This window comes from Streptomyces sp. Isolate_45 (assembly GCF_024721315.2).
Taxonomy (GTDB): Bacteria; Actinomycetota; Actinomycetes; order Streptomycetales; family Streptomycetaceae; genus Streptomyces.
On sequence record NZ_JANFAK020000358.1, the window covers coordinates 1 to 1,582 of the forward strand.

Annotated in this window: 1 protein-coding gene; it reads left to right on the plus strand. The window is 71.3% G+C overall.

Features of this window, described 5'->3' with window-relative positions; translation table 11 throughout:
- Window positions 1–1,582, plus strand: a 1,582-nt coding sequence (locus NOD94_RS41040) for a beta-ketoacyl synthase N-terminal-like domain-containing protein (RefSeq protein WP_281211339.1), incomplete at both ends; no start/stop codon positions are given.

Here is a 1,582-nt window from a genome sequence, read left to right on the forward strand (position 1 = left end):
GACGGGGTGTTGGATGCGCTGACGCCGGAGCGGTTCGAGAGCGTGTTGCGGGCCAAGGCGGTCTCCGCGCTCAACCTGCACGAGCTGACTGTTGAGCTCGGTATCGAGCTGTCCGCGTTCGTGTTGTTCTCCTCGATGAGCGGGACCGTGGGTGCGGCAGGTCAGGGCAATTACGCCGCCGCCAACGCCTATCTCGACGCGTTGGCCGAGCAGCGGCGCGCGGCCGGTCTGGTCGCGACGTCAATCGCGTGGGGTCCGTGGGCCGACGGTGGCATGGCCGCCGATGAAGCCCTTGAGGCCCGGATGCGTCGGGACGGCGTACCGCCCATGGACGCCCATCGGGCGATCCGAGCCCTCGGGCTGGCCGTCGGTTCCCGGGACGCCGCCGTCACGGTGGCCGACGTCGCATGGGACCGGTACCTCTCGCAGCACACCGCCGTACGCCGCAGCGAACTGTTCGGCGACCTGCCCGAAGTACGCGCGACCCGCGCGGAGACGCAGGCCCGCGCCGGAGCCCACGGACAAACCGACACGCACGCCGGGCTGCCCCTCACCCTGTCCGGCCGCCTCGCCGTGCTCGCGCCCGCCGAGCAGGAACGGGAACTGCTCACCCTCGTACGCACGCACGTCGCAGCCGTACTCGGTCACGACGGCTCCGAAGCAGTCGGTGCCGAACGCGCCTTCAAGGAGCTGGGGTTCGACTCGCTCACTGCCGTCGAGCTGCGCAATCGCCTGGGCGCGGCGACGGAGCTGCGGCTTCCTGCCACGCTCATCTACGACTACCCCACGTCCGCGGCCCTGGCCGACCACCTCCGTGCCGAACTCGTGGGCGGCGTCCCCGTCTCCGGCGCCCTGCTGCCCGTCGCCTCGGCCGTCGACGGCGATCCGATCGCGATCGTCGCGATGAGCTGCCGCTTCCCCGGCGGCGTCCGCACACCGGAAGACCTCTGGCAGTTGCTCGCCCGGGGCACGGACGCGGTCGCCGAATTCCCGGCCGACCGCGGCTGGAACCTGGAGCGCCTCTACAGCCCCGACCCCGACCGGGCCGGTACGTCGTACACGCGTGAGGGCGGCTTCCTCGCCGACGCGGCCGACTTCGACGCCGACTTCTTCGGGATCTCCCCGCGCGAGGCCACGGCGATGGACCCGCAGCAGCGCCTGCTGCTGGAAACCTCGTGGGAGGCCTTCGAACGGGCCGGCATCGACGCCGGAACACTGCGCGGAAGCCGGGCGGGAGTGTTCATCGGCACCAACGGCCAGGACTACCTCTCCCTGGTCGCCCGCGAGCAGGACGGACTGGAAGGCCACGTCGGCACGGGCAACGCGGGAAGCGTCATGTCCGGCCGCGTCTCCTACGTGTTCGGGCTCGAAGGCCCGGCGGTCACCGTCGACACCGCCTGCTCGTCCTCCCTCGTCGCCCTGCACTGGGCCGTTCAGGCGCTGCGGCAGGGCGAGTGCACCTTGGCGCTCGCCGGCGGTGTCACGGTCATGTCGACGCCCGAGAACTTCATCGACTTCAGCCGTCAGCGGGGGCTTGCCGCCGATGGTCGGATCAAGGCGTTCGCGGCGGGTGCGGATGGTA